At 47.1% G+C, this 25,074-nt stretch carries 27 protein-coding genes; 16 read left to right on the top strand and 11 right to left on the bottom strand.

The annotated features are described in order from the left end of the window. Positions 1-35 precede the first annotated feature (35 nt). The 10 genes from THAL_RS05645 (at position 36) to THAL_RS05600 (ending at position 9,049) form a co-directional block, all read left to right on the top strand. A complete protein-coding gene (locus tag THAL_RS05645) occupies positions 36-1,355 on the top strand; it encodes a sigma-54-dependent transcriptional regulator (protein ID WP_012992148.1) in 1,320 nt (439 codons plus the stop codon). Positions 1,356-1,444: 89 nt separating this feature from the next. Next, positions 1,445-2,509 carry a hydrogenase small subunit gene (locus THAL_RS05640; RefSeq protein WP_012992147.1) on the top strand — a complete coding sequence of 355 codons (1,065 nt, stop codon included), beginning with the start codon at positions 1,445-1,447 and terminating at the stop codon, positions 2,507-2,509. A 2-nt stretch (positions 2,510-2,511) separates the two neighbouring features. Beyond that, positions 2,512-4,395 carry a nickel-dependent hydrogenase large subunit gene (locus THAL_RS05635; protein WP_012992146.1) on the top strand — a complete coding sequence of 628 codons (1,884 nt, stop codon included), beginning with the start codon at positions 2,512-2,514 and terminating at the stop codon, positions 4,393-4,395. Positions 4,396-4,407: 12 nt separating this feature from the next. Next, positions 4,408-5,091 carry a Ni/Fe-hydrogenase, b-type cytochrome subunit gene (gene cybH / locus THAL_RS05630; RefSeq protein WP_012992145.1) on the top strand — a complete coding sequence of 228 codons (684 nt, stop codon included), beginning with the start codon at positions 4,408-4,410 and terminating at the stop codon, positions 5,089-5,091. A gap of 5 nt (positions 5,092-5,096) precedes the next feature. Then, a complete protein-coding gene (locus THAL_RS05625) occupies positions 5,097-5,582 on the top strand; it encodes a HyaD/HybD family hydrogenase maturation endopeptidase (RefSeq protein WP_012992144.1) in 486 nt (161 codons plus the stop codon). Continuing rightward, positions 5,560-5,883, top strand: a complete 324-nt coding sequence (locus THAL_RS05620) for a thioredoxin domain-containing protein (RefSeq protein WP_012992143.1) — start codon at positions 5,560-5,562, stop codon at positions 5,881-5,883. The genes THAL_RS05625 and THAL_RS05620 overlap by 23 nt, the downstream gene beginning before the upstream one ends. After that, complete coding sequence (locus THAL_RS05615; protein ID WP_041434104.1) at positions 5,874-6,248, top strand: hydrogenase expression/formation protein; 375 nt, start codon at positions 5,874-5,876, stop codon at positions 6,246-6,248. The genes THAL_RS05620 and THAL_RS05615 overlap by 10 nt, the downstream gene beginning before the upstream one ends. Positions 6,249-6,311: 63 nt before the next feature. Next, a complete protein-coding gene (locus THAL_RS05610) occupies positions 6,312-6,941 on the top strand; it encodes a phosphoribosyltransferase (RefSeq protein ID WP_012992141.1) in 630 nt (209 codons plus the stop codon). Positions 6,942-6,989: 48 nt separating this feature from the next. Beyond that, on the top strand, positions 6,990-8,696 hold the full coding sequence (gene rpoD, locus THAL_RS05605; RefSeq protein WP_012992140.1) for an RNA polymerase sigma factor RpoD: 1,707 nt from the start codon (positions 6,990-6,992) through the stop codon (positions 8,694-8,696). Further along, entirely contained in the window at positions 8,696-9,049 is a 354-nt protein-coding gene (locus tag THAL_RS05600; protein ID WP_012992139.1) for a PIN domain-containing protein, read from the top strand. The genes rpoD and THAL_RS05600 overlap by 1 nt, the downstream gene beginning before the upstream one ends. Here THAL_RS05600 and dnaK read toward each other — a convergent pair. From dnaK to THAL_RS05560, 8 genes are all read right to left on the bottom strand, one after another. Next, positions 9,046-10,914 (bottom strand): molecular chaperone DnaK, encoded by a 1,869-nt coding sequence (dnaK, locus tag THAL_RS05595; protein ID WP_012992138.1) that lies wholly within the window; start codon positions 10,912-10,914, stop codon positions 9,046-9,048. The genes THAL_RS05600 and dnaK overlap by 4 nt on opposite strands. A gap of 70 nt (positions 10,915-10,984) precedes the next feature. After that, complete coding sequence (gene flgL / locus THAL_RS05590) at positions 10,985-12,151, bottom strand: flagellar hook-associated protein FlgL (protein ID WP_012992137.1); 1,167 nt, start codon at positions 12,149-12,151, stop codon at positions 10,985-10,987. 10 nt (positions 12,152-12,161) lie between these two features. Next, positions 12,162-13,712: a flagellar hook-associated protein FlgK gene (gene flgK / locus THAL_RS05585; RefSeq protein WP_012992136.1), complete on the bottom strand. Its 1,551-nt coding sequence runs from the start codon at positions 13,710-13,712 to the stop codon at positions 12,162-12,164. 46 nt (positions 13,713-13,758) lie between these two features. Next, on the bottom strand, positions 13,759-14,727 hold the full coding sequence (locus THAL_RS05580; RefSeq protein ID WP_012992135.1) for a lipoate--protein ligase family protein: 969 nt from the start codon (positions 14,725-14,727) through the stop codon (positions 13,759-13,761). Then, positions 14,727-15,656: an NAD(P)/FAD-dependent oxidoreductase gene (locus tag THAL_RS05575; protein ID WP_012992134.1), complete on the bottom strand. Its 930-nt coding sequence runs from the start codon at positions 15,654-15,656 to the stop codon at positions 14,727-14,729. Before THAL_RS05575 ends, THAL_RS05580 begins: the two co-directional genes overlap by 1 nt. Next, on the bottom strand, positions 15,653-16,210 hold the full coding sequence (locus THAL_RS05570) for a Fe-S-containing hydro-lyase (protein WP_012992133.1): 558 nt from the start codon (positions 16,208-16,210) through the stop codon (positions 15,653-15,655). Before THAL_RS05570 ends, THAL_RS05575 begins: the two co-directional genes overlap by 4 nt. A gap of 14 nt (positions 16,211-16,224) precedes the next feature. Continuing rightward, a complete protein-coding gene (locus THAL_RS05565; RefSeq protein ID WP_012992132.1) occupies positions 16,225-16,710 on the bottom strand; it encodes a DsrE family protein in 486 nt (161 codons plus the stop codon). Position 16,711: 1 nt separating this feature from the next. Then, a complete protein-coding gene (locus tag THAL_RS05560; RefSeq protein ID WP_012992131.1) occupies positions 16,712-17,080 on the bottom strand; it encodes a DUF411 domain-containing protein in 369 nt (122 codons plus the stop codon). Positions 17,081-17,098: 18 nt separating this feature from the next. Here THAL_RS05560 and THAL_RS05555 point away from each other — a divergent pair, with 18 nt between their 5' ends. From THAL_RS05555 to THAL_RS05530, 6 genes are all read left to right on the top strand, one after another. Beyond that, the gene (locus THAL_RS05555; protein ID WP_012992130.1) at positions 17,099-18,130 is read left to right on the top strand and encodes a zinc-binding dehydrogenase; all 1,032 of its coding nucleotides are present in this window, start codon (positions 17,099-17,101) and stop codon (positions 18,128-18,130) included. A 103-nt stretch (positions 18,131-18,233) separates the two neighbouring features. After that, positions 18,234-18,890 (top strand): rhomboid family intramembrane serine protease, encoded by a 657-nt coding sequence (locus THAL_RS05550; RefSeq protein ID WP_012992129.1) that lies wholly within the window; start codon positions 18,234-18,236, stop codon positions 18,888-18,890. Positions 18,891-18,892: 2 nt separating this feature from the next. Further along, a complete protein-coding gene (locus THAL_RS05545; protein ID WP_012992128.1) occupies positions 18,893-19,159 on the top strand; it encodes a hypothetical protein in 267 nt (88 codons plus the stop codon). A gap of 44 nt (positions 19,160-19,203) precedes the next feature. Next, on the top strand, positions 19,204-20,379 hold the full coding sequence (locus THAL_RS05540; protein WP_012992127.1) for a porin family protein: 1,176 nt from the start codon (positions 19,204-19,206) through the stop codon (positions 20,377-20,379). Positions 20,380-20,391: 12 nt separating this feature from the next. After that, positions 20,392-21,255: a metal ABC transporter substrate-binding protein gene (locus THAL_RS05535; RefSeq protein ID WP_012992126.1), complete on the top strand. Its 864-nt coding sequence runs from the start codon at positions 20,392-20,394 to the stop codon at positions 21,253-21,255. Continuing rightward, the gene (locus tag THAL_RS05530) at positions 21,246-21,989 is read left to right on the top strand and encodes a metal ABC transporter permease (RefSeq protein ID WP_012992125.1); all 744 of its coding nucleotides are present in this window, start codon (positions 21,246-21,248) and stop codon (positions 21,987-21,989) included. The genes THAL_RS05535 and THAL_RS05530 overlap by 10 nt, the downstream gene beginning before the upstream one ends. On the opposite strand, the gene tsaD is transcribed toward THAL_RS05530, so the two are convergent. The 3 genes from tsaD to THAL_RS05515 are packed head-to-tail and all read right to left on the bottom strand — an operon-like array spanning position 21,960 to position 25,065. Further along, on the bottom strand, positions 21,960-22,961 hold the full coding sequence (tsaD, locus tag THAL_RS05525) for a tRNA (adenosine(37)-N6)-threonylcarbamoyltransferase complex transferase subunit TsaD (RefSeq protein ID WP_012992124.1): 1,002 nt from the start codon (positions 22,959-22,961) through the stop codon (positions 21,960-21,962). The genes THAL_RS05530 and tsaD overlap by 30 nt on opposite strands. Then, positions 22,955-24,190: a S41 family peptidase gene (locus tag THAL_RS05520; RefSeq protein ID WP_012992123.1), complete on the bottom strand. Its 1,236-nt coding sequence runs from the start codon at positions 24,188-24,190 to the stop codon at positions 22,955-22,957. Before THAL_RS05520 ends, tsaD begins: the two co-directional genes overlap by 7 nt. Continuing rightward, positions 24,187-25,065: an NAD(P)-dependent oxidoreductase gene (locus THAL_RS05515; RefSeq protein WP_012992122.1), complete on the bottom strand. Its 879-nt coding sequence runs from the start codon at positions 25,063-25,065 to the stop codon at positions 24,187-24,189. Before THAL_RS05515 ends, THAL_RS05520 begins: the two co-directional genes overlap by 4 nt. Between the last annotated feature and the right edge of the window lie 9 nt (positions 25,066-25,074).

The raw sequence follows: 25,074 nt of genomic DNA, 5'->3' as shown, positions 1-25,074 counted from the left end.
GTCTATTTGGTATACATTGTGTATATTTAATGATCATGAAGGTCCTTCTCTGTACCAGAGACAAGACACTGTGTCTGAACGGTGTGCACCGAGTGGAGGAACCACCGGAGGATCTAGAAGGTTATGTGATCCTTCTGGATGTAGATACGGTGGGCCTTTCCCCTCTTGCGGACCTCAGAGAAAACAATGTTCTCGTAGCCATTACCGCCAACAGCATACCTGGTTATGTAATGAAACTTATAAGTCTTGGATTCTACGATGTATTGAGAAAACCGGTGAGGGAGGATAAGTGGAAGGAGTTGTACGCAAAGCTGGAGGAAGAGTTCAGACATAGGGAAAGAGTTATACCTTTCAGACCAGAGGATACCTACCTCCACGGTGAGTTATGTGAGGAGCTTTGTTCCATAGCTGGTAGCACAGAAGGTGTTATGGGAAGTGTGTTACGCATACTGGGGAAGGCAGCATCCGTCGATGTGCCTGTCCTTATCACGGGCGAGTCTGGAACAGGTAAGGAATCTTTTGCTAGGGCTCTCTGGAAGCTGTCCAGCAGGTGGAGGGGACCCTTTGTAGCGGTTAACTGTGCTGCTATACCTCATGAGCTCTTTGAGGCGGAGCTCTTTGGATACGAAAAGGGAGCTTTTACCGGTGCCACGAGTTCCAAGAGAGGCTTAATGGAGGAGGCAGAAAAAGGGATACTCTTTCTGGACGAGGTGGGAGAGCTTCCCCTATCTCTACAGTCAAAGCTGCTGAGGGTTTTGCAGGACAGGAAGATACGTAGACTTGGTAGCAACAGAGAGATACCCGTCAACTTCAGGTTAGTGTGTGCCACTAACAGAGACCTGAAGGACATGGTAAAACAGGGTCTATTCAGAGAAGACCTCTACTACAGAATCAGTGTTATACATATACACATACCACCCCTCAGGGAAAGGAGATCGGAAATACCCATGCTCCTCAACTACATACTCAGTAAGGTATGCAAGGAGCTGGGTAAAAGGATAGAAGGCTATACAGAAGACTTTCTGAGAACCGTACTGGAACATCCGTGGCCTGGCAACGTAAGGGAGTTGGAAAATGCTATAAGGAAAGCTGTCACTGTATGCTACGGTTCCATACTCACGTCCAAGCACCTGGATCTTCCATCAGTGGAAAGTCCATCTCACAATATACTGACTATAGTGGAGGAAGAAGTGAGGCGAAGGATAAGGGCAGGAGAGAGGAACATCTACAACCGCTTGATGGAAATGATGGCCAGAGTTATGGCAAAAACAGCTTACGAAGAGCTCCGCTCTCAGGTAAAGGCTGCTGAGGTTTTAGGTATCACCAGGACTACCCTAAGGAAGCTTATAAGTTAAACTTATACCTCTATAAGAAAAATGATTTGACATTCACCATTATCATAGGTCAGAATATTGAATGAACGATCAATATAGGAGGTGGACCGATGGAGACCTTCTACGAGGCTCTAAAGCGGCACGGCGTAAGCCGGAGGGATTTCTTAAAGTTTGCCACCACCATAACAGGTATCATGGGACTGGCCCCCACCATGGTGCCGGAGGTGGTGAGAGCCTTAGAGACAAGACCCCGTACACCTGTCCTGTGGCTTCACGGGCTTGAGTGTACCTGCTGTTCAGAATCTTTCATAAGATCCTCCACGCCTCTAGCTTCGGACGTAGTTCTCACCATGATATCCCTCGAGTACGATGACACGCTATCTGCCGCCGCTGGAGATGCCATCGAGAAGCACAGGGAAGAGATAATGAAAAAGTACTGGGGTAAGTACATACTGGCCGTTGAAGGGAACCCACCCCTCGGTGAGGATGGTATGTACTGTATAGTGGGTGGAAGACCCTTTTTGGAAGTTTTGAAGGAAACTGCTGAAGGTGCTATGGCCGTTATAGCTTGGGGATCTTGTGCCAGCTGGGGATGTGTACAGGCAGCGAAACCAAACCCCACCACCGCTGTGCCCATAGATAAGGTAATAAAGGACAAACCTATCATCAAGGTACCTGGATGCCCTCCCATTGCGGAAGTGATGACGGGTGTTATAATGCACATAGCCCTTTTCGGAAGCATACCTCCCTTAGATGCTCAAGGAAGACCCAAGCAGTACTACGGTAATAGGATTCACGACACGTGTTACAGGAGAGCCTTCTTCAATGCAGGTCAGTTTGTGGAAAGATTTGACGATGAAGGAGCAAAGAAAGGGTGGTGTCTCTACAAGGTAGGGTGCAGAGGACCGACCACCTACAACTCTTGTGGTAACATAAGATGGTACAACGGTTTGTCCTACCCCATTCAAGCAGGTCACGGTTGTATAGGGTGTGCTGAGGATAACTTCTGGGACAACGGTCCCTTCTACCAAAGACTGACCACTATACCTGTACCATCGGTAGAAGCCAACGCTGATAAAGTAGGTGTAGCTGTGGCTACTGCCGCAGCAGCAGGTGCTGTACTGCATGGTGTTGTTTCTAAGATAAGAAACAAAGATAAAGAAGGAGGTGAGTGATCATGGCGAGAGTGGTGGTGGACCCAGTAACCAGAATCGAAGGCCATTTAAGGATCGAGTTGATAGTGGACGAAAAGAGTGGAAAAGTGTTGGATGCTGTATCTTCTGGAACTATGTGGCGCGGTATAGAACTCATAGTGCGTAACAGAGACCCAAGAGACGTATGGGCCTTCACCCAAAGGATCTGTGGTGTGTGTACTTCCATACACGCTCTCGCATCGGTACGTTGTGTGGAGGACGCTCTCGATATCCAGATACCCAAGAATGCCAATTACATAAGGAACATCATGTACGGATCCCTGCAAGTACACGACCACTTGGTACACTTCTATCACCTACACGCCCTCGACTGGGTTTCACCTTTAGAGGCTCTGAAAGCTGATCCTGTTCAAACAGCAGTTTTACAAAATCAACTTTTGGAAAAATACGGTGCCATAACGGAGCTCATGCCCGACTTTATGGGGCACAGGGCCTATCCTAAAAAATTTCCTAAAGCCACGCCTGGCTATTACAGAACGTTCCAAGAGAGGATAAAGAAAGTAGTAGAGAGTGGCCAGCTAGGTATATTTGCAGCACACTGGTGGGATCACCCTGACTACAAACTGTTGCCTCCCGAAGTTCACCTGATGGCGGTAGCTCACTACCTTAACATGTTGGACGTGCAGAGAGAATTCTTTATACCTCAGGTGGTCTTTGGCGGTAAGAACCCGCACCCCCATTACCTTGTAGGTGGTATGACCTGTTCCATATCCTTTGAGGATATGAACGCTCCCATAAACGCTGAAAGACTGGCGGTGGTGGAGGACTCAATCTATACTCAGATAGAAGCTGTCAACTACTTCTACCTCATTGATCTTTTGGCTATAGGACACCTGTACGTTCAAAAAGGCCAAACATACGGTGGTGGACTGGCCAAGAAGAGGGTAATAGGGTACGGGGAGTTTCCAGATGAACCTTACAGAAATATAAAGGGTGGGGACTATCACGCCAAGATTCTGTACCACTCTAATGGTGTGGTAGAAGACTTCGCGGAGGGTGTAGAAAAGGCTAAATACTATCCTATGGTAGGTAAGGACTTTACCAACCCTGAAGTGATACAGGAGTTTGTGGCCCACTCTTGGTACAAGTATCCTGACGAGACGAAAGGGCTTCATCCTTGGGATGGTATAACAGAACCTAACTATACGGGACCAAAAGAAGGAACTAAGACCCAGTGGAAGTACCTTGACGAAAAAGGAAAATACTCATGGATAAAATCTCCCAGATGGCGCGGAAAGCCCTGCGAGGTTGGCCCGCTTGCCCGTTATATAGTTATCTACACCGCTGTGAAACAGGGTCATATAAAACCCTCATGGATGGATGAGATGGTGGTAAGACAGATAGATCTTGTTTCTAAGGTTCTCGGTCTTCCACCTCATGTATGGCTTCCCACCACCGTAGGAAGAACAGCGGCGAGAGGTCTGGAGGCTCAGGTAGGTGCTGCCGCCAACCTCTACTTCTTTAAGAAACTGGTAGACAACATAAAGGCAGGAGACACAGCGGTTGCCAACATGGAAAAGTGGGATCCTTCCACGTGGCCCAAGGAGGCCAAGGGCGTAGGTATAACTGAAGCTCCCCGTGGATCACTAGGTCACTGGTGTGTTATCAAGGACGGTAAAATAGCCAACTATCAATGTGTCGTTCCTACCACATGGAACGGTAGTCCAAGGGATCCTATGGGAGGACAAGGAGCCTTCGAAGAGTGTATGAAAGACACACCCGTTAAGGTAGTAGACAAGCCCCTGGAAGTTCTAAGAGGTATACACTCCTTTGACCCATGCCTTGCGTGTTCCACACACCTGTACGATACTGAGGGTAGGGAGATCCTAAAGGTAAAGGTTTTGTAAGGAGGTCTTATCATGAAGAAGATATACATATTCAGCCCTTCCCTAAGGGTGTGGCACTGGGTTAACGCCCTTGCCATCACCCTCCTCTTTTTAACAGGTTTGTACATAGGTAATCCCTTCTTCGTTGGATCTCAAGGTCTTGAGGCTACCTATGCCTACGGACAACGCCTCACTATGGATCTTCTCAGAATGGTCCATTTCGCTGCCGGTTATGTGCTGTTGGTAGGTCTTCTGTTTCGGTTCTTCATAGCCTTCTTCAGAAAGGGAGACAGACTGTTTCTTCCCAAACTGAGAGGAGATTTCTGGAAAGGTATATGGGACATGCTCCTCTACTATCTCTTCATAAAACCCCAGCATCCTCTGTACGTAAGGAATCCTCTTGCAAGGGTGGTTTACCTGTTGGTGTACCTGCTTCTTATCTTTATGGTTCTCACGGGATTCGCCATGTACGGTATGTCTAACCCTGGAGGTTTCTGGTCTAAGATAACCGGTTGGGTTATACCCATGTTGGGTGGCGAGTTTATGACACATATGTGGCATCATTGGTTTGCTTGGATAGTGATCTTCTTTGTTATACTGCACGTGTACATGGTGATCAGAGAGGACGCATTGAAGAAGAGTGGAGAAATCTCCTCTATGTTCAGTGGTGTGAAGTTTCTCAAAAAAGATCCTGTGGACGTGGAGGATGTCTCTTGAAGGTTATGGTACTCGGAGTGGGCAACATTCTTCTCTCGGATGAGGGATTAGGTGTGCATGCTGTCAACCAACTTAAAAGAAACTGTAGTTTCGGAGATGATCTACAACTGTTGGACGGTGGTACTTTGGGAATAGACTTGCTTTATTACATGGAGGGTGTGGATAAACTTCTGATAATAGACGCGGTGCTGGGTGGTGGTCCCCCCGGCACCTTATACCTTCTGAAGGATCATGAGGTGAAATCCCATTTCAGAAAGAAGGTCTCCGCTCATGAGGTGGGCGTACAGGAGGTCCTCGCACTGGCAGAACTCACAGGTAAAAAGCCGGCGGAGATAGTACTGATAGGTATGGAGCCCTTCTCTTTTGAGGTTTCAACAGATTTGTCAGATCCTGTAAAGGAAAAGATGCCTGAGCTTCTGATGGCTGTGATAGAACAACTGAAGAACTGGGGTGTGGAGGTTCGATGCCATGGTGACCATCACCTTGGATGAGCTCAAGAGTCTGTTAAGACAGAAAGGTGATATCTGTCTGTTTCTTACTTCCGAAGCTAGAAAAAGTAGGATAAAGGAGATATTTGATGTAGAGGTGGTAGCTCCCGAACTGGAGAAGGTTTTTACCAACTTTAGGTTCCTCCGTATTAACGTAGACGGTGTGGAAAAGGATATAGAGAATCTGTTGTCTGTTTCCTCAGTTCCCGCCCTCCTCATACTCAAGGATGGTGAGGTGATAAAGGTGTTAGTAGGTATAAAGGCCTGGAACGAATACATAGAGGAGTTCAAATCATGCTTATGAACGCACCCTATCTGCTGAAGGAGATACTGGATGCTTTAAAGGATCTGGTAGAAAAGGGGGAGGAGCACACCATATACATCAACAAGATACCTATAACGGAGGAGGACAGGATAGCCATACTAGACGTGCTGGGAGAAGGGCAGATCACCATAAGGATGGAGTCCACCACCTATCCTGTGGAGTGGAGAGAGACGGGAATAAGTGGTGTGTGGATAGGGGTTTTCTTTGACAGAGAGAAGAAACCTATACTAGAAACCATAGAGGTGACCACTTTCCCTAAGCTGGCCGCCGCTCAGAAGGAAGATATACTGGAATCTATAAGGAAACTGGAGGAGAGACTCAAAGCTATTCTTAAGGATCTCTAACGGTGTGAGGAGATAACTCCATAATTGTCCGCTTTTACTTCAGGGACTAAATTAATCTAAGATATGATCTTCCCAGATAGGGAGACGGCCGGTAAACTGTTGGGAGGTTATATAAAAGAGAACCTAAAGGATCCGAAAGACATCCTTGTATTGGGCATACCTAGGGGTGGGGTGGTAGTGGCCAAGGAGGTGGCAAAAGTCTTAGGTGCGGACATGAGTATCCTTCTGGTGAGAAAGTTGGGAGTACCGGAAAACCCGGAACTGGCCTTCGGCGCCATAGATCCTGATGGGAATATCTACTTAGACGAAGAGACAGTAAAGCATTTCCGCCTTTCGGAAGAGGATATAAAGAGAATAGCCAAGAAGGAACTGGAAAAGATAAGGGAGAGGGAGAGACTTTTCCTAAAGAACCGCACACCCAACTTCTCCGGAAAGACGGTCATCTTAGTGGACGATGGTATAGCTACGGGTATGACGGTAACCGCAGGAGCTGAGTATCTACGAAGAAAGGGTGCCGAGAAGGTGATAGTAGCTTCTCCTGTTTGTCCCAGAGACATCCTTCCTAAACTGATGAAACATGCAGAGGTGGTTCTGTGTTATCACGTATCTGATCAACATCCCTTTGCTGTAGGTATGTTCTACAGAGACTTCAGACAGGTAGAGGACGATGAGGTCATCAGGGTGTTGTCATAACCCTTTAAAATCTTATATTTTTACAAGTTTTGAGGTAGGAGGTAGGCGATGATAAACAGAGGCCTCATGAAAAAACTTATGAGCCTTGGCGAAAAAGGTTACGTAACTTACGATGAGCTGAACGAAGCTTTGGGTGATTCTCTCATGGACACCGAACTTTACGAAGAGATCATGGACTTTCTTCAGGAGAGGGGAATAAAGCTGGTGGAGTCTGAAGAAGATAGGGAAGAAAGAGACGAACACCTCATGGTCTCAGCGGACCACCTTCTCCAGTCTTCCAAGGACGGTGACCCGGTGAGACTTTACATGAGGGAGATGGGAAAGATTCCTCTCCTCACGAGAGAAGAGGAGATAAAGTATGCCAAGCAGATAGAGATGGGAAGAAAGATAATGAGAAGGGGGCTTTTGAGAACATCCTTCCTCATAGACAGGGTCCTGAAGGACTGGGCCAACGTGTGCAACGGCAAGCTCAGAGTACAAGACATAGTGGACACAGTGGACGACAGCAGAACGGTAGAAGAGTATGAAGAAAGCCACGAGCAGCTGGAGAGGTACTTCATGCAGAAAGGGTTAGAACTGGCGAAAGCTTACAAAGAAGCCCTTCAGTGGAGGGATCTGTACCTGCAGTACGGACTATCCGAGTATAAGAAGGAGTATCTGAAACGCCACGCCAGAATGAACAGAGTTCTTAAAGACATGAAACTCAAGTACTCGCGTTTTGAAAAGATAGCGGACGAGCTTCTCAACCTCTACAACAGGTATTCCAAGAGGATCAAGGAGTTGGAACAGAGGAAGAGCAAGTTGGAGTCTATCCATCCCAACATAGAAGAGTTGATAAGAGAGTATGACTTAAGACCGGATCTTCAGGAAAAGGCCGAAAAGGCGGGCTACGGCTTTGCCCGTTTCCAGATTTTGAGGAACGAGTACTTAGCGCTAAGAAAAGAGGTGGAGGAACTCAGAAGGGAGATGGGTATTCTTCCGGAGGAGATAGGCAGGGTCATACAGATAATAAAGGAGGGAAGGACGAAGGTAACGCAGGCAAAGCAGGTTATGGTGAAGTGTAACCTCAGACTGGTTGTTTCCATAGCCAAAAAGTATGTCAACAGGGGGCTGCACTTCCTGGATCTTATACAGGAGGGTAACATAGGTCTTATGAAGGCTGTGGACAAGTACGATTACAGGAAAGGTTATAAGTTCTCCACCTACGCCACCTGGTGGATACGTCAGGCCATAACCAGAGCCATAGCGGATCAGGCACGAACCATCAGGATACCTGTTCACATGATAGAGACCATAAACGATATAACAAAGGCTCACAAGAAGCTCACTCAGGAGTTAGGTAGGGAACCTACCGCGGAGGAAATAGCTAAGTATCTCGGCATACCTGTCGATAAAGCTAGAAAGGTGATGAGAATGGCCCAAGAGCCCATATCCTTGGAGACTCCCATAGGGGACGATGAGGATGCTCACCTGAAGGACTTCATAGAGGACAAAAGTGTCCCATCACCCGAAGAACAGGTCACCCGTAAACTCCTCAGAGAGCAACTTATAAAAGTTCTCAGTACCCTCGGTGAGAAGGAGAGAGAGATACTCATGTACAGGTATGGTCTTGTGGATGGTACCGAGTACACCCTGGAACAGATAGGGAGGATGTTTAACGTAACCCGTGAGAGGATAAGGCAGATAGAAACCAAGGCGATAAGGAAACTGAGACACCCGGCGAGATCCAAGTACCTGAAGGATTTTGAACTGTGATGAAGGCTATAGATACACAGGGTCTTCTCTCTTTACTGCAGGGAAAGGAGGATGCCCAGTATGTGGAGAGGGAACTCAGAAATGCGGAAAAGAGAAAGACAAAGATCTTCATATCCACTTACACGTTGCTGGAACTTGCCTACGTGCTGGAAAAAGTGTTGGGTGTTAGTAAAAAGGAGGTAGAGGAGATACTGAGAACATTGTTGGAGGATCCTGTGTTCAAGGTGGAGCACGAAACAGAGCTAGAAGAAGCTCTACGATTTTACAAAGATGGAATGGATCTTCTCGAAGCTCTCAAAGAAGCTCAGTATAAGAAGAACAGGATAAGTGAAAAGATAGGGACCCCTCCTTAGAGGGGTTTCCCCTCTATCACATCCCCACTATCTCCACCCGGCTTCTTACCTGCCTCCTGATAAAGATAGCTACCCACCTTACCCGCTACGCTCAGAACCTTTTCCGTAACTCTCCTCACTTCTTCTATCTGTTGGGAGGACTCTATGGCCTTTCTGGCTTCCGTAATGACCGCTTCAGCTTCCGATACAAGATCAGAAGGTAGTTTATCCCTGCTTTCCCTCAACACCTTCTCCAAGTGGTAGACGTGCTGGTCCAGTTGGTTCTTGGCTTCTATGAGCTCCTTCTTCTTTCTGTCCTCCTCTTCGTGCATCTGAGCTTCCCTTATGATCCTCTCGATCTCTTCTTGGGTGAGTCCAGAGGAAGGTTGAATTCTCATGGACTGTTCTTTTCCTGTAGCCAGATCTTTAGCTGTCACGTGCAGTATCCCGTCCACGTCTATGTCAAAACACACCTCTATCTTGGGTACTCCTCTGGGGGCTGGAGGTATGCCCGTGAGGTAGAACCTACCCAGTGACTTGTTGTCCTTCGCCAAAGGTCTTTCTCCCTGAAGAACGTGGATCTCTACCTCAGTTTGGTAATCGGCAGCTGTGGTAAAGATCTCACACTTCCTGTAAGGAATGGGAGTGTTTCTGGGTATGAGAACCGTCATCACACCTCCGTAAGTCTCCACTCCGAGGGAAAGAGGTGTGACGTCCACCAGCAGGATCTCCTTCACCTGTCCGGACACTATACCCGCCTGTATGGCTGCACCTACCGCCACTACCTCGTCAGGGTTGACACCTTTGTGGGGTTCCTTTCCAAAGAACTCCCTGATTCTCTGCTGCACCAAGGGTATACGGGTGGAACCACCCACCAGCACCACTTCATCTATGTCCTGAGGTCTCAGCTTGGCATCTTCCAGAGCCCTCTTGACCACCTCCATAGTTCTGTCTATGAGGTCCTGTATCATAGCCTCCAATCTGGCTCTGGTGAGAGTCTTCTGTAGGTGTAGGGGCTGGTTGGTGGATGGATCTATGGTGATGAAGGGTAGGTTTATCTCTGTCTCCATTTTGAAGGAAAGTTCCTTCTTGGCCTGTTCAGCTGCATCCTTCAACCTTTGGAGAGCCGTCCTATCCTTGCGTAGATCTATACCTGTATCCTTCTTAAACTCCTCTATGAGCCACTCCATTATCCTCTCGTCTATGTTGGCTCCACCGAGATGGGTGTCTCCAGCAGTGGCTTTCACCTCTATGACGCCCTCACCTCCCTCCAGTATGGACACGTCAAAGGTACCACCACCGAAGTCATAAACCAGTATCCTCACGTCCGACTTTTTGTCAAGACCGTAAGCCAGAGCTGCCGCCGTTGGCTCGTTGAGGATACGTACCACTTCCAGTCCTGCTATTCTTCCCGCATCCTTCGTAGCCTGACGCTGTCTTTCGTTAAAGTAGGCAGGTACAGTTATCACGGCCTTTGTTATCTTCTCTCCCAGATAAGCTTCCGCAGCCTCTTTAAGTTTCTTAAGGACCTGAGCGCCAACCTCCTCAGGTCTCACCAACCTACCCGCGTTAGGTACATCAAAGGCGGCATCTCCCTTCTCGTCAGCCACCACCTTGTAAGACACCCTTTTGGCCTCTTCTTTAACCTCCTCAAACTTCCTACCTATGAACCTCTTTGATTCGTATATAGTGTTTTCGGGATCCAAAATAGCTCTGCGTTTGGCTGGTTCACCTACCAGAATCTCCTTCTCCTTGGTCCAAGAGACCACGGAAGGTGTAAGACGGGAACCCTCTTGATTGGGTATCACAACAGGTTCATCTCCCATCATCACCGCCACCACAGAGTTGGTGGTTCCCAAGTCTATGCCTATCACCTTTTCTGCCATGGCAACACCTCCTTCCTTCCTCTATAATGTAAAACTTTAGTGAAACTTTGTCAAGTTTTTTGATACTTACTTAGATATAGCGCAGTATGGTGAGGTCCTTCTGGTCTGCCACAATTCTCATAAGGGCCTCATAGGCTATCCTGTAGCGTGTGTATTCCAGAACACTCTGCGGGAGATCCGCATCCTCAAGATCAGACTTGCGTGCCTGAAGGATATCCATACTGTTCTCCTGAAGATCCTGCATGTTTCTAACCACCGCCAGTACTGACCCCACCTTCGCCCTCCAAGCGCTTACGGTGCTATAGGACCTTTCTATTAGGAAAAGGTCAGATTCGTCGGGATATAATCCGGAACTTAATTTGTCGGCTACCCTCTTCACAGCTTGCAGGACATTGGTGTCCTGAAAGCCTACGGAGAGTTCTCCAGTAGCGGAGAGGGTAAGCTTCGAAGATGGGTCCTTGCTGTATATAAGTAAGGAGTAGCTGCCGTCTGGATTTTGGGAGACCAAAGCTCCCAGCAAGTTCCCATAACTGGCGTTCATATAGCTTGCGAGCTCTTCAATACTCTGTGGTTGGTTCTGTGCCCCGTAACTGATGTTTACCGTAGTTGCACCAACAGTTATAGTTATTGTACCTGAGGAGGTGAAGCTCTGTGTGGGTGATAAGTACGTTGCCTTTGAAAGGGTGCTCGATGTATAAAACACTTCCCCTCCACTCAGTACAGTGGGGATACTGGTGCTGTCGGAGATCCACACTTGGAAGTCCTGAGGTGAGGCTACGTAGTCAAGAGTAGTCTCATCAAAAGGTCTGCGTTCCAGGTCCGTACCAGAAAAAACAAACACTTGTCCCAGTTTATCGTTGGCTCTGTCGAGAAGGGCCTTCAATGTAGCGTACATACCATCAGCTGTGGCCTTCAGTTCCTGAGGCGTTAAAGTGGCACTGTTCTTAGCCCTTACCACATTAGAGTAGGCACCCTTAAGAAGATCCTCCATCTTGCCTAAGGTAAAGTCTGTGTAAGCTAGGTAGGTATCCGAAAAGAGTCTGTTTTTCGAGTACTGGGACAGTTGAGCTACCTCCTTCTTGAGACTTATGACGTTAAAGGTTACGTTGGGTTCATCGGATATACTCCTCACCTTTCTACCTGTAGATACTTCCAGTATCTTGTCCTCCAGTTGCCTTCTGACCTTCGCTTCCTGTTCCTTTAGCAAGGAAAATATAAAGTAGTCTGGTACTCTCATGGCTAACACCTCACACCATATTCAAAGTTGTCCTTAGGAGATCATCCATAGCGCTGACAGTTTTAGCAAGTGCCTCATAACTTCTCTGCAACTGCATTATCTCCATGAATTCCTGATCTATGGAAACACCCTGTAACTCACTGAGTCTCGCATTTAAGGAGTCTAACAGGGCTTTTTCTATCTCGTGTTGCTTTTTGAGAGTGTTCTGTGTGGAGGATATGTCGGATACAAGCTTTTGGTAAAGATCCTTCAAGTCCTCCCACCAACGGGAGGATAGAGAGAAGAACCGGTCCGCAACAGAGTAATCTAGGTTACCCATTAAGGAGGGGAGCTGAGGGTTTACACCACCGTCCTGCAGTCCCGTACCTGTGAATACCTTCACACCTATGTTACCGTTAGAGTCAGTTATCTGGTAGGAAGGATCTGAGGAGACTATGCGGAGTGTGTAGGTACCATCGGGCTCTTGTACAACCGATGCGGTAAAACCCGCGTTTTGGGCATTAATAATGTTGGCTATGTCCTGTAAAGTGTCGGATGGTTGGTAGCTTACTGTGACAGAGGAAACTCCTACAAGAGTTATACTACCACTCTCACCTATAGGATCGCCGGGACTGTTTTTGACGGTAGTCCAGTAATACTGGTCGGAGCCCTTTATAACAGGTAACTTTACTCTGCTTATGAGTCTCTTAGCTACGTTGTCTAAACCCTGTAAGTAAAGGTCCAGATCTTTGAGAAACTCAACGGCTCCTTTTATCCTTCCTCCGTTGATATGCCCTGTCACATCCACTGTGGAGCCATCCTTCGAGTTCCAAAACACCTTTCTGCTAGAAGCATCGTACGTGATAGTCCAGCTTCTACCCTCTTCCACTAGAAGGAAACCACCCGCCATCTCCACTCTGACCCTGCCTATGTCATCCTCCTGAACCCTCACGTTGATAAGTTCTGATAACTCTCTCAGAAGCCTATCTCTTTCATCCAGTAAATTCTTGTAATCCTTACCGCTGGAGTAAGTTCTTGCGTATGTGGTGAGTATATCTCTGTTTATCTGTGCTAGTTTCTGTGTAAGTTCGTTTACTCGCCCTACGTACCGTTGAAGATTGTAGACAGTGCTGTTGAATACTCTGTCCATATCGCCCTTTCTGTCCCTGATATATCCCATCAGGGTGTTGGCTTGCCTCACCAGATCTGCCCTCGCCCCCACGTTGGTGGGATCTTTCATAAGATCCTGAAAGGCTCGGAAGAAGTTGTTTATATACTCTGCCCCACCTACTCCACCTGTGAACTCCTGAAACAGATCTTCCACTGCTTCGCCCTTCTTTATTCTCTCCTCAAGGTAATTTACCACCGAAAGCCTGTTGTTCCTCTCGGATAAAAGATAGAAGTTTCTCACCCTCTCCACATCCTCCAGTTTTATGCCTACTGGAGCGAAACTCTCTATGCGCGGGTTTTCTTGGGCGTAATCCGGATTGGAGGCGTTAAGCACATTTCTGTTTCTGATTTCGATGGCCTTCCTTAGAATCTGAAGACCTTGGGATACTATACCGAACGTCGCTCCCAGCATGTTTCACCCTCCACTAAGAGTATAATCGGATCTACTCTCTCCTCTTTTACTCAAAGAGAAGAACTCTCAGTAAATGCTTAGGGATCCCCTCCTTCTCTACATTGAGCTCATAAGGTATGCCCGTAAGTTGTTTCTCCAGATGATGGTCTGGTGGTTCTAACTCTATGTATCTGACTACACCGTCCACAATCTCCGCATATACCTTTACGGAAGAACCCTCTATCTGTACCTCCTTACTCCTTATGTACACGCCCTCCCTTATCTTTACCACATTATGCTTTCTACCCGTCTCTTCCCAAAGGGTTTCTTCTGAAGTAAGCTCTCTCTCCAGCTGATGGGCCAGATCCAAAGCTTCCTGAGGAACCTCCGTAGGTTCCAGATCCCACTCTCTGGAGAATTCCTCCACCAGCAGGGAGGCTATGTCTTCAAAGGTGTAATCTGTGCCTGTTTCTCTCTTCAACCAGGACATGTTTTCCAGAAGCTTCTCCCTCACTTTATCCTTATGAACCACCGCCAGTAGTCTGGCCATAATATCTACATTAAAATCCACCAAAATGTTCCCTGCAAACACAAAACACTTTCCTACATCCCCCGCTCCTTGTCCACTTATCTTACGTTGAGAACCTTTCACCACAATATCGTTAATAGGCCTGTACTCTACATCAACCCCTAAACGCCTGTATGCCCTTACTACGGGACTGGAGAGTTTTTTATAAGCATCCTCTACTTTGAAAGGAACGTCTCTTTTCTCTAACACCATCTGGTAAAACACCTGTCCCGGTCCGAGAAGTACGGTGCCTCCACCTATCTCCCTCCTTATAATGGGTATTTTGAGATTCCTGCACTCTCTTAGGTCTACTATCTGAGGAAGATAGTCAAAGTAGCCAAGACATAGAAAAAGATCCTCAGGTTCCACCAGTATTACACCTGTGTAACCGAGGCGTGCCATGGCATGCATCAACGTTATAGGCAAGAATCCCCTTTTTCTTCCCAAGAGGTACAACTTTATAGACATCAGATCCAGTTACTTACTCCGTACGTAAGATCATGGTAGATGGAGAGAAGCGCTTTGGCACCATCTCCCGCAGCTGTTACTATCTGCTTGGCGAATATGTTGGTACAGTCCCCCGCAGCGTAAATCCCAAGCTCTGAAGTTCTGTTGTTACAATCCACCAGTATCTCACCCCTGCTGTTGGTAAGGACACCCAAGCGTGACGCCAGTTCTGTGTTAGGCTCTAACCCTATCTCTACAAACACTCCTTCCACTTCCAACTGGCGCACGTTACCTGAAGAAAGATCCTCCAGTATCACACTCCTTACACCTTTCGTGTCTCCCCTTATCTCCAACACACGGTGTCTAAGAAGGGGTGTCACTTTAGGGTTTGTCAGAACTTTTTCTCTCAGAACCTCGTCAGCTCTGAAGCTATCGGATATCTCTGTCAGATACACTTTGCTGGCGTACTGGAGAAGCTGGTCTGCAGCCTCGAAACCTGAGTTGCCTCCTCCCACCACCAGTACTCTGCTGTCCTTAAAGAAAGGAGCATCACAGGTATAGCAGTAAGATACGCCACGACCTACGTACTCTGCCTCTCCTGGAACGTTAAGTCTACGGTGTTCTGACCCTGTACACAGCAAAACAGTTTTGGTGGTGAAGGTTTTACCTGAAAGGGTTATCACCTGGAATCCACTCTCCAACTTTTTTATATCCACCACTTGGTCCAGAATGGGCTGTATTCCTAAACGCTCCATCTGCTGTATCATCCTTTCCACAAGGGACACACCGTCCACCATGGCGTAGCCTAGGTAGTTTTCTATGTTGCCGGCTTTCATAACCTGTCCACCTATGTCTCTGGTGACCAGTAAAAAGTTCATCTTCTTACGTGCAGCGTATATAGAGGCAGAAATACCAGCAGGACCACCCCCTATTATGACAACCTGCATCATATGTCTATTTTGGCAAACTTCTTTCTACCCTCTTCAAACACGTCTCCACCGTATATGTCATTGGCTACCACCACCGGAAAGTCCTCCACGTAAAGCCTCCTTATGGCCTCAGTACCCAGATCCTCATAAGCTATAAGCTCCGAAGATTTTATACACTTGGCCAGAAGAGTTGCTACGCCACCCACAGCAGCAAAGTAAACGGCTCTATACTGCTTAAGAAGCTCCTTAACATGAGGAGATCTGTAACCTTTGCCTATCATACCCTTGAGGCCTAACTTAAGGAGAGGCTCTACATATTTATCCATACGTATGGAAGTGGTAGGACCCGCAGACCCTATCACCTGACCCGGCTTAGGGGGTGTTGGACCCACGTAGTATATGATTTGTCCACGTAGATCAAAGGGTGGAGCTTCACCTCTTTCTATGGCTTCCACCATCCTCTTGTGGGCTGCATCTCTGGCTGTGTATATGTAACCTGTTATCAGCACTTTATCTCCCGCCTTTAGACTCTCCACTACAGATTCCGTAAGGGGTGTGGTGATCCTCTTCTCCATGTTAATATCATACTTCACTTAAAAAAAATCTGAGGTATTATAAGAGCGTAACCTTTATGTTGCCAATGAGCCAGCTCCGTTATGGCAGAGGGTACCAACGTAACGAAGGGATAAAAGTCTTCTTCCTTGAGGTTATAAAGCTGCCTTGCGGCCATAGCACACACAAAAAACTTGACACCGTACTGACTTAAACTCTCCATCCTCTCCACTACGTCCCTGTACTTCTCCCTGTTTCTTTTGACGAAGGCTTCCAGTTCTCGACCGTGGGATATAACCACTATGTCTATATCCTCAAGAGGGTAGTTGTAGGGTGGGTTAGTGAGGACATAAACTATGTTGGATACCCAACCAAGGGCAGGTCTTATCTTCTCAGGGTGATCAAAATAAAACTCCACCACCACACGGAAAGGCTTTGCATACTCTGTCTGAACATAGAGGGCCTTTTCCTTAGAGAAAGAGGCGACCAGAAACATCAGTAGAGCTAACACTACCCTTGCCATCTCACTTCACCAGGTAGTACTTCTCTTCGTACTCACCTCTTGCACTTCTGACACCATGTGGAGAGTACACTCCCATGATACCTCCTTTTTTGGATACCTCCCTTATACCGGTTGGTGGGACATGTCCCTCTATCCACCTACCACCCATCACCATAGTATGACAGGATCTTGCATTGAGAGGTATCCCCAAGGTGTTCTTTATCTTATCCAGTTGCTGGGCGTCTACCGCTACCCTTTTAACCACAAAACCATCCCTTTCCAGCTTTTTAAAGTAAGAGCTACAGCAACCACATCCGGGATTGTAGTAGGCTGTGATGGAAGTTGCCGCCATCACCGTTAATGGGAGTAAGAGTATAGCTATATATTTCATAGTTCTATAATATATGCCATGCAAGCTGTTGTTTTAGAGAACTTCGGCGGACCTGAGAATCTCAGATACGTAGATGACTTCCCCACACCTTCCGTTGGCGAAGATGAAGTCCTTATTAGGGTAAAGGCGGTGGCCTTAAACCACCTGGACGTGTGGGTGAGGATGGGGGCCCTTGCCGTTAAGCCGTCCCTCCCCCATATTCTTGGCTCGGATGTAAGCGGCATCGTAGAAAAGGTGGGATCTCTTGTGAGAAACGTAAAAGAGGGTGACGAGGTGATAGTGGCACCGGGGATTTCCTGCGGCGTATGTCATGAGTGTCAGAGTGGCAGAGACAACCTCTGTAAGGAGTACGACATCTTAGGCCTGAGAAGTAAAGGAGGGTATGCTCAGTACGTAAAGGTACACGCCAGAAATGTCATACGTAAACCTGCAAATCTGAGCTTTGTGGAAGCCGCCAGCTACCCTCTTACTTTTCTCACCGTGTGGAATGCTCTCGTTGGTAAAGGTAAGATAGGTCCCCACAGCAGGGTGCTAATATGGGCAGGTTCCTCCGGTGTGGGAGTAGCCGCTATACAGCTGGCTAAACTTATGGGTGCTTTTGTAATAACTACCGCAGGAAACTCTGAAAAGGCCAAAAGATGCAGAGAGTTGGGTGCCGATATGGTTATAGATCACTACACTGAAGATGTTCCCAAAAGAGTGAGGGAGATGTTCAAAGAAGGGGTGGACATTGTGGTGGACCACGTGGGAGAAAAGACCTTTTGGAAGAGTGTGGAGTGTTTAAAAAAAGGAGGGAAGCTGGTGTTCTTTGGTACCACTACTGGATCTTACGCTCACATAGATATCAGATACCTCTTCGTTAGGGAGATAGAACTCTTAGGTGTTTATATGGGACCGCGAGCTGATCTTTACAAGATCACTGAACTCTTTGAGAGGGGTCTCCTGAAACCGGTGGTGGACAGAGTCTTTCCTCTACAGGAAGCCCCAGAAGCCCATCGTTATCTGGAGAAATCCCTTCATTTTGGGAAGGTGGTCCTTAAGGTGGACTGAAGGAGAACTTGGGAGGCCTCCACTTTCCCTTTACCGAATAAGATATCTCGTATTTATTAACCCGTCAAAAATCCCAACATCTGCTAAAATTTTACATCTATCCATGATACCCATAAAGGATGTGAACCCAAGCAGAACTGTTCCCTTCGTCAACCTGACCCTGATAGCTCTGTGTGTTCTTGTGTGGTTTCATCAGGTGAGTTTAGACGAAGAGGATTTTAACCTTTATATATATCAATACGGCCTTGTTCCCGGAGAGATTTTTGCAAGACCTTACACCCTCCTTACCCATATGTTCTTACATGGTAGCTGGCTTCATATTCTGGGCAACATGTGGTTCCTATGGATTTTTGGAGATAACGTGGAAGACAGGTTGGGGCGTATCAGGTACCTGATTCTTTACTTCACCTCAGGTATAGGTGCTGCCTTGCTGCAGACATTGGTAAGCTTTTTGATGGGTGGCACAGATGTGCCTATGGTGGGAGCCAGTGGAGCTATAAGTGGTGTTTTAGGAGCATACCTCTTTCTGTTTCCCCATGCACGCATACTGGCGTTGGTGCCTATCTTCATCTTTCTCACCTTTGTGGAACTACCCGCTGTGTTCTTCATAGGGATGTGGGTCTTTATACAGATAATCAACGGTCTTCTTACACTGCCCCTTGCAGGTTACGGAGGTGTGGCCTGGTTCGCCCACATAGGTGGTTTCTTTGTAGGTTACAGAGTTGCCAAACTTATGGTTAAAAGGTATAATTACCTTTAAGCATGATACTGAGACTCATTTCTGTATTCTTGTTACTCCTGTTGGACTTTGTCTTGATAGAACACCATCACAAAGATGGTAAACTTCACAATGACTGTAACCTGTGCGTTATTCAGCAGACACACCAACAAAACGACACCACCTCTGAGATTCTTGAGCCGAAGGAAGTAATTTTCTTCATTTTCGAAATAGAGAAGTTCTCGGAAAAGGAACCTGCCTCTCCTTTCGAAACATTCCTCTATAGCAGGGCACCTCCTTACATCTCATAGATTTCCAACTTCATCATCCCCAAAAAAAAGTAAGGAGGTGTACCATGAGAAAGATTGTACTTTTGTTGAGTCTTTTATCCTTTGCTTATGCTGAGGAAAATTTAGAAGATTTGAAAAGACAACTACAAGAGCTTCAAAAAAAGATAGACCAGTTAGAGAAAGGCGGTAGGCCGCAGGAGACCGCCAAACCTTTTGAGCCAGCAGACAGAAGCCTTCAGTTAAAACTTAAGTATTCGGATTCTCTAAGGGTCTACGCACCCTTCAGTCAGAGAGCTTTCTTACCTAACATATCCCTTATAGTGCAAGGAAGTTATATCAACAGAAACGTGTCGGACAAAACTTACCAGGATCTTCTATTCGGCCACAGTCACGCCGACCATAGTCATGGAATTTCTGAAAGAGGTTTCAACCTGGATTATGCAGAACTTTACTTCTATGCTCCTGTAGATCCTTACTTTGATCTGTACGCTGTTATTCCCTTTACAGAGGATGGTGCTGAGGTAGAAGAAGCCTACTTTGTAACCAGAGGTCTACCTTACGGCTTTCAGTTAAAGGCCGGTAAGTTTAGGTCTTCCTTCGGTAGGCTGAACGTCTTTCATCCTCACATGTGGGATTTTACAGATCTTCCTCTACCCTACCTTCGCTTTTTGGGAGAGGAAGGTTACTCTGACAAAGGCGTTCAGGTTACGTGGCTGGCACCAACTCCCTTCTATCTCCTTATTGGAGGAGAAGCTCTCCAGGGAGAACAAGGACCTACCTTTAACAGAAAGTTTGTGTACACAGGCTTTGTTAAAACTTCCTTTGATGTAGGTAATCTTTCGGTACTGGCGGGTACATCTGCCATGACGGACAGGTATGATACGAGGCTTTATGGAGCCGATCTCACAGCGCGCTACGGTATAGACTCCTACCGTTACGTAGCACTGCAGGCAGAGTATCTTTACAGAGACAAACAGGAGAAGGATAAAGGCGCCTACGCTCAGCTAGTGTGGAGGTTCCACAATCGGTGGAGGACAGGCATCAGATACGAGTTTGTAGATCAGCACAAAACCAGTTATGGTTACGCCTGGATGTTAGAGTTTAATCCTACCGAGTTTTCTCGCTTCAGGCTACAGCTGGGGCAGAGAAAACTCTTCGGTGAGGAAACTTCCAAGAGGGTAAACGAAGTGTCTTTAATCTTTCAGATGGCCATAGGTGCCCATGGTGCTCATCCCTTTTAAGGAGGAACAGCCATGAGATTATTAGCGCTTCTGTTTTTGATATCTTTCAGCTTTGCCCAGCTTAAGGTGGTTGTTACCTACCCTTGGATAGGTTATCTGGTGAGGGAGATAGGTGGTAATAGCGTAAAGGTACATGTCATAGCCAAAAGCTGGGAGGACCCTCACTTTGTGGTACCTAAACCTTCTCACCTTGTACATATGCGGAACGCAAACCTCCTGATAGTACAAGGTGCATCCTTAGAGGTGGGTTTTCTCCCACCTCTCCTTCAACAGTCAGCCAACCCCCACATTCAACCCGGAAGATCAGGTTTTCTGGATCTATCTATGTTTGTGAATCTTATAGAAAGGCCAACTTATGTATCCAGAGCTATGGGAGATGTTCATCCGGAGGGGAATCCTCACTACCAGTTGGATCCTGACAACATACCTACACTGGCAAAGGTGATGGCGGAGAAACTCTGTCAACTAGACGAAGGAAACTGTACTTCTTATAAGCGAAATCTCACAAACTTCCTGAGTATGTGGGAGCGCAAGAGTAAAGAGTGGAACACCGTTATGGCCAACATGAAGGGTACAAAGGTAGTATCCTATCACAAACTTTACGATTACTTTCTGAGAAGGTATAACATGATACTGGTGGGTACTTTGGAACCTCTACCGGGTATACCTCCAAATCCCCGGCATTTAGAGAACCTTATAGAAACCATGAAGAGGGAGGGTGTTAAGTGCATACTGCAGGATGTCTATCACGATCGTAAGGTGGCTCAATGGGTGTCCTCCAAAACAGGTGTGCCGGTGATAGTGCTCCCCCACGATGGAGATGATCTTGTAAAACTCTTTGATACTATAACGGCTGAGGTGCAAAGATGCAGATAACGGACATAATTCTGTCTGCTCTCTTTCTTTCTGTGGTGCTTTTGGGCATACACTCTTACTTAGGGTTCCGGGTTATAAAAAAGGGTATCATCTTTGCAGACATAGCCATAGCTCAGTGGGCAGCGTTGGGAGTTTCTTTATCCCTCCTACTGGGTAAAGGAGATCTTTCTTGGTTCTTCTCCCTCCTCTTTGCCCTTCTTTCCTCTTTTTTCGTCTACCTAGCGGAGAAAAAGGGTGTTCTGCAGGAAGCCTTCATAGGTGTTCTGTACGCCATGGGCTCTTCGTGGGTGGTACTGCTTCTGTCCCGTAGTCCGTCCGGTAACGAAGATTTTATGAGACTTGTAGCTTCAGATATTCTCTTTGTCACCCATAGAGAGGTATTACAGGCAGCGCTACTCTACACAGTTATAGGGATTCTCTTCTATTTTGCCAGATTGCTAAAACCTAGATGGGAAAATCTTACCTTCTATCTACTGTTTGGTGTAACGGTGAGTAGTTCTGTAAAGCTGGTGGGTGTACTGGTGGTCTTTGCCCTCCTGTTGGCCCCCCCTTTGGTAAGCCTTCTCTTGAAGAGAGGTCTTGTCTTCGCATGGGTGTACGGTTCTGTTGTTAACACGGTGGGGGTTCTCATCTCCTACTATAAGGATCTTCCCACAGGGTTCACCATAGTAGGGCTGCATACTCTCTTAGCGGTCCTCCTTTTCTTAAGTCCACTGTCTCCCAAAGACCTCTAAAGGTATGTTGGGTTCTGGATTTACGTCTAAGGGTGCCACCACCCCTCTCTTGTACCTCTCCATACCTGCTCTCGCTATCATGACGGCGTTGTCAGTACACAGGTACAGGGATGGTATGTAGAGTTTCACTTTCATTTCCTCAGAGAGTTTACGGAAACGCTCCCTGAGCTCTGAGTTAGCGGAGACACCTCCTGCCACTACGAGATTTTTCACACCTGTGTGTCTGATAGCTCTCTTTGTCTTTTCTTCCAACACATCCACCACCGCCTTCTGAAAAGATGCTGCTATGTCTTCCTTTCTGTAAGAACCTGTCTTTACCAGATTCTTTACAGCGGTTTTGAGACCGCTGAAGGACATGTTAAAGCTTTCATCGTCCAACATAGGCCTGGGTAGAGAAATTATGGGCTCTCCTGTGCGCGCCAACTTGTCTATGATGGGGCCACCAGGGTATCCGAGACCCAAAAGTCGGGCCACCTTATCGTAACTCTCACCTACCGCATCATCCAGGGTCCCACCTAGAAAGATATACTTACCAAAGTCCTCCACCAAGTAAAGATCCGTGTGACCCCCAGAAACCACCAGAGCCAAAAAAGGGTAATCTACCTTGGTTTCCACAAAGACGGAGTATATGTGTCCTTCAAGATGGTGTACTGGTACAAGAGGCTTGTTGTACAGAAAAGCCACAGCTTTGGCAAAGGCAACACCTACCACCAAGGACATTATAAGACCAGGTGTCAGTGTAAAAGAAACGAAGTCTATCTTACTGAGGTCAAAACCCGTTTGTGAAAGAAGCCTCTCCAGAAGAGGTATTATGTTGCGGGTGTGTTCACGGGCCGACAGCTCAGGCACAACACCCCCAAAGGGAGCATGCACCTGTGCCTGAGACAGAACCACTTGACCTATAACACCTTCCTCCGAGTAGAGGGCCAAAGAAGTCTCATCGCAGGAAGTTTCCACACCAAGTGTCACCATGACGCCACTTTCCTAAAAGCGCCACCGCTTCTTATTATCTCTATGGCTTTGCTGAGTTGAGGATCCAACTCGGGTATCAGTATAAGACCGCTCTTACCTTCCATTCTCTTGCGTCTTATGGCCTCCTGGAGTTTCTCCTCCTGTTTTTCGTCCATAGGTACCTCTACGTCGGGTGTTATCCCCTTCTTGTTGATGAGTCTTCCCATGGGTGTATAGTAGTAGGCCACAGTGAGCTTTATGGCAGAACCATCCTCCAGAGGTATTATGTTCTGAACAGAGGCCTTACCAAAACTCCTCTCTCCCACCAGGATAGCTCTCTTGTAGTCCTGAAGGGCACCGGCAACTATCTCTGAGGCGCTTGCGGATCCTCTGTTTATGAGCACCACCAAGGGCATGTCTTCCGGTAGAACAGGTTTTCTTTTTACAAAGTACCTACTGGTTTCTCCGTTACGTGCTTTGGTATAAACGATGAGCTTCCCCTCTGGTAACAGGAGACTGGCCACGTTCACCGCTTCATTCAAAAGACCTCCAGGATCATTTCTAAGATCCAGCACTATTCCCTTAACCCTCTGGTTCAGTAGTTCTCTCAGAGCCTTCTCCAGCCTCGCACCTGTACCGTCGGTAAACTGAGAGAGGCGTACGTAACCCACATCACCCAAAGTGGTCCACTTTACGCTCTCTATCCTAATGATGGCGCGTTCTAGTTCTACCTTTATGGGCTTGTCGGCTCCCTTTCTCAGTATGGTGAGAGTTACCTTGGTACCGGGTTTTCCTCTTATCCTCTGAACCACATCCATGAGAGTCATGTTGGAGGTATCTTCACCGTTTATCTCCAGTATTATGTCTCCCGGCCTTATGCCCGCTCTGTACGCTGGAGTACCCTCTATAGGAGATATGACGGTAGGCCTTCCCTTCTCCATACCTATCTCTATACCTACACCGCCAAACTCCCCCTCCGTTTCCTGCATAAACTCCTCATACTGCTTAGGTGTGAAAAAGGCAGAGAAAGGATCCAAGGACTTTGTCATACCACTCAAAGCTCCGTATATGAGATCCTTAGTACTTACAGGCTCCACATAATGCTCCTTTATTATTTTAAGAACGTCCGTGAAAAGACGTAGATATCTGTAGTCATCTTCCCTTCTATCCTGATAGGCACCAGCCATACCTATCAGGAGGCCCGACACAAAGGTTATGAAGAGAAGCACCACAAATCTGAACCTTCTCATACCTTACCTCCTTTATAAAAATAAGCGCTCAGGAGAGCACCCAACACTGCGGAGAAATCCTCCTTACCCATTCCCATAGCTTTGGCAAAACCGTAAGCCTCCTTTATGTTCTGCACACTAAAGGAAAAGACACCAAGCTCTTTTATAAGATCCTGAGCGTAGTGGAGATCCTTGTGGATAAGATCTACAGAGAAGTGAGTAGAGAAGTCCTCTCTAAGGAGTTTTTCCCTCTTTACATCCAGTATGTAAGATTTGCCTGCACCGTCATTCAGTACGTCTATAACCAGCTGTCTGTCAAAACCGGCTTTTTCGGCTATGGCTATGGCCTCTGCCAGCACCTCCATTATCCCACCCAGCACTATGTTGTTGATAAGCTTAAGCTGAGTAGCCTTACCTGCCTCGCCCACGTAGTATATCTTTCTACAGAACCTCTCCAGTATGGGTCTCACCTCCCGAAGCTTCTCCTCATCACCTCCCACCAACATCACCAACTCACCTCTCTGAGCAGGTACAACACTGCCCAGTACAGGAGCATCTAAGTAAAAACCCCCTCTGCCTTTTATCTCTCTGTAAGCTAATGGAGGAAAGGCGAAGTGATTGGTGGTCATATCCACCACCACTTTACCCTTAACACCACCCTCTATGAGTCCCCCTTTACCAAGTATCACTTCCTCGGAAGCCGCACTGTCAAACACTATCATTAACACTACATCTACCTGTTTTATGAGATCTGCCGGACTCTCCGCTACCGGAACGCCCAGATCAGCAGCCTTCTCACGGGTTCTATTCCAAACTATCAGAGGTACACCCTGGTCCAGAAGCCTTCTGGCTATGGTTTTCCCCAAACTACCCAATCCTATAAAACCTACCCTCATACCAGCACC

Source organism: Thermocrinis albus DSM 14484 (genome assembly GCF_000025605.1).
GTDB lineage: Bacteria > Aquificota > Aquificia > Aquificales > Aquificaceae > Thermocrinis > Thermocrinis albus.
The sequence above is the reverse complement of the archived record's forward strand: the minus strand, read 5'-3'. Positions and strand labels throughout refer to the sequence as shown.